At 36.9% G+C, this 2973-nt stretch carries 6 protein-coding genes; 2 read left to right on the top strand and 4 right to left on the bottom strand.

Translation table 11 applies throughout. From position 1 onward, the window contains the following. From A9G40_RS00105 to A9G40_RS00095, 4 genes are all read right to left on the bottom strand, one after another. On the bottom strand, positions 1-615 hold a 615-nt coding region (locus tag A9G40_RS00105; RefSeq protein ID WP_141675141.1), incomplete at its 3' end, for a DDE-type integrase/transposase/recombinase. After that, positions 615-872, bottom strand: coding sequence for a transposase (locus A9G40_RS00100; protein WP_065581369.1), 258 nt, complete (start codon positions 870-872; stop codon positions 615-617). The genes A9G40_RS00100 and A9G40_RS00105, both read right to left, overlap by 1 nt. Positions 873-924: 52 nt before the next feature. Then, positions 925-1101: a hypothetical protein gene (locus A9G40_RS14840; protein ID WP_176700409.1), complete on the bottom strand. Its 177-nt coding sequence runs from the start codon at positions 1099-1101 to the stop codon at positions 925-927. 82 nt (positions 1102-1183) lie between these two features. Then, complete coding sequence (locus A9G40_RS00095) at positions 1184-2089, bottom strand: hypothetical protein (RefSeq protein WP_065581368.1); 906 nt, start codon at positions 2087-2089, stop codon at positions 1184-1186. An 88-nt stretch (positions 2090-2177) separates the two neighbouring features. Between A9G40_RS00095 and A9G40_RS00090 the strand changes: the two genes are divergently transcribed. Together A9G40_RS00090 and A9G40_RS14090 are read left to right on the top strand one after the other, a co-directional pair. Continuing rightward, the gene (locus A9G40_RS00090) at positions 2178-2480 is read left to right on the top strand and encodes a transposase (RefSeq protein ID WP_081302198.1); all 303 of its coding nucleotides are present in this window, start codon (positions 2178-2180) and stop codon (positions 2478-2480) included. A gap of 53 nt (positions 2481-2533) precedes the next feature. Further along, positions 2534-2731: an IS3 family transposase gene (locus A9G40_RS14090; RefSeq protein WP_141675215.1), complete on the top strand. Its 198-nt coding sequence runs from the start codon at positions 2534-2536 to the stop codon at positions 2729-2731. Positions 2732-2973: the final 242 nt, after the last annotated feature.

Below are 2973 nucleotides of genomic sequence, written 5' to 3'. Positions count from 1 at the left end.
GATATAATCAATGGCTATATCATGTGATTTAGCCCAGTTTATAAAGGTTTTTCCTGTAAATTCTGGCCCATTATCGACCCGTATTTTTAATGGATACCCATGATATTCGGCCAGTTTATCTAAGTAACGGGTAACTCTCCCTGCCGGTAAGCTTACTGCAATATCAATACCTAATGCCTCACGATTAAAGTCATCGATGACATTGAATGTCCTAAAGCGACGTTGATTACGGCTACTGCCACTCATAAAATCCATTGACCAACAGTCACTTTGTTTATTGGGGACTAATAATCTTTCTGAGCATCGTGGAGGAATGCGTTTTTTACGCTTTACCCTGAGATTAAGCTTTAATTCACAATACACCCGATATACCCGTTTATGATTCCATTGATAGCCGAGCTTTCTGATACGATTAAAACATTTAGGAAAACCCCAGCGTAAATGCCTATCTGTGATAGCATTCAATACCGAAACAATCGCCGAATCATCCTGTAACTTAGCTTGATAATAGTAAGCACAACGGCTTAAACCAACAATGGCACAACTCATTGCAATAGTAACCGAATGATTTTGTTGTAGTTGCTGTGCCCACATTTTACGTGCCTTGGTGGGCACTAAAGCTTTTTTATGATTTCTTCCTGAAGCTGGGATCTTAAGCTCAGTTCGGCAAACATCTGTTTAAGCTTGCGGTTTTCAGCCTCCAGCTCCTTTAAGCGTTTGATATCCGACGTTTCCATTCCGCTGTATTTTTCTCGCCATTTATAGAAAGTTGAATTACCCATGCCATATTTACGGCACAGTTCTTTAACGGGAATACCCGCTTCAGCTTCTTTTAAAATAGCGATGATTTGATGTTCAGTCATTTTTTTCATAATTAAATCCCCTTTACTTGTATCATAGAGAATTTTCTACTTTTTTGCTGTACTATTTTAGGGGATAGTTACAATAATCTCCAAACATAAAACTTACTTCATCAAATTCTTCAGGACTATCCCAGTTTTGGTCTAATGCATAACCACACCCTTCGGACGGTGAACATCCAATTCCTTTGGAAGCATCATATAAAAACTGTAAAAAATTCATTTTTTGTTCTTTATACATTATTTCCAATAAGCTATATAAATTTCCTCCATCATTTTCAATTAATTTTTTTCAATTTTTTTCAACCATTGTATATTATTTGTCATCTAATACTCCTTGGCGGCATTGTCAAAAATGCATTATTTATTTTATTAGTTTTTGGGTCATGTGTCACTCTAAACCAATAGCCACCTACTTTAGTATCATACACGTTCTTTGTCGGATTTGATTGAAAATAATCTTTTGCTTGATGTGCTGCTTTATTTGACATCTCCGCTACTTTTGCATCAGAAAGTATTGCAGGATCATAGGTGGTTTTTCTTTCAACACCTTTGTATCCGGTTACTTTTCCTGCATTTGGTCCATTTCCAGCTATAGCTGGAATTTGATACTGATATTCAATCAACCCAGGATATTGTCTATCTGTGTACTTAGGGTTTACAATTTTAGCACCTGTTATTTCAATAGATTCTAAAAATGCATCTTGATTATGAGCGCCAGAAATTGTACCTTGTTTTCGATTTATTACTCCTAATTGTTTATTATGAGTAGTAACATCTGATACAAAAGTATCTGGTACTAATTGAGTATCAGCTTCTTTTCCAACAATCCCCTCAACGCCCTTGTCAGCGACCTTAATCAACCCTAACGGATCTATCCAATTTATCGGATCACCATTGACATATTGATAACTATTTAACCCACCCAGTATATTAACCGTATATTCATAGTGGGTTTGATGCCCTAACGCATCAATCTCAACGGTTTTCAATCCCTCTTCATTATACTGATAGGTTTTGGTCGCCCCATTAGCATCGATTTCTGACTGTAACAAACCGTCTTTATGGGTGTAACACTTTTGACTGCCATCAGCCATGGTGACAATCACGTTTTCATCTTGCCATGTGTAACGTTCATCTATTTGCCCAAAGTTACCCCATTGACGTAAACAACGAACATCTTGACCTTCACCCTCCCAGACCCAGTTAAATTCAGCGCCTCCAGCCATTGTTCGCTTTTGATGGACAGGCTACACTAATTAGTACCAGTTTAATAAGGTCATTGTTATGATAACCAAAAAACAAAAGGAACCAACAATGACAAATCTTATTTCAAGAAGAGAAAAACGCAGTTTTAGTAATGAATTTAAAAAACAGAGGGTAATGTTATACCAAAATGGCAAAAAACGAGCGGATATTGTCACCGAATACGACCTGACTAAATCCGCATTAGATAAGTGGATTAAGCAATATCAAACCACTGGTGAGTTTACAGCTCAAGCTAATCGTCGTGCTCAAGAAAATGAGCTCATAGCCCTACGTAAAGAGAATAAGCGATTGTTAATGGAGAATGACATCCTAAAGCAAGCGGCGTTGATAATAGGACGAAAATCAAATTAATCACCGAGAATCAACATCGATATAGTTTACGTGCGTTATGTCGATGTTTACAAGTGTCAAGAAATAGCTTCTATTATCAACTACAATTAACCAGTAAAAAAACAGACAAAGAGCTTAGTAAAAAAGTGAAAGCGGTATTTAACGATAACTATCAATCCTATGGAACAAGGCGACTACAAGTAGCGCTTAGAAAGAAAAGCATACTATTATCCCGTCGCCGAATTGGTCGAATCATGCAAGAAAACGGATGAGTATCAAAATATACCTGTAAAAAATATCGTGCTAATACAGAACAAAGCAACGAATCAACAGTAAGTAATCAACTTAATCGTGAGTTTACCGTAGGCCAACAACGAAAAGTGTTAGTGACTGATTTAACTTATGTGAGAGTAAAACAACAATGGCATTACCTTTGTGTGATTATTGATGTAAGCAATCGAGAAATCGTGGGACGAAGTGCTGGAAAACATAAAAATGCTCAACTGGTTATGGA

It is taken from the genome of Gilliamella sp. Nev3-1 (genome assembly GCF_001690435.1).
GTDB classification, from domain to species: Bacteria; Pseudomonadota; Gammaproteobacteria; order Enterobacterales; family Orbaceae; genus Gilliamella; species Gilliamella apicola_C.
The sequence above is the reverse complement of the archived record's forward strand: the minus strand, read 5'-3'. Positions and strand labels throughout refer to the sequence as shown.

Coding starts and splice junctions, on each gene's coding strand:
- A9G40_RS00100 (WP_065581369.1), bottom strand. CDS start 872: ATGAAAAAAATGACTGAACATCAAATCATCGCTATTTTAAAAGAAGCT.
- A9G40_RS14840 (WP_176700409.1), bottom strand. CDS start 1,101: ATGTATAAAGAACAAAAAATGAATTTTTTACAGTTTTTATATGATGCT.
- A9G40_RS00095 (WP_065581368.1), bottom strand. CDS start 2,089: ATGGCTGGAGGCGCTGAATTTAACTGGGTCTGGGAGGGTGAAGGTCAA.
- A9G40_RS00090 (WP_081302198.1), top strand. CDS start 2,178: ATGACAAATCTTATTTCAAGAAGAGAAAAACGCAGTTTTAGTAATGAA.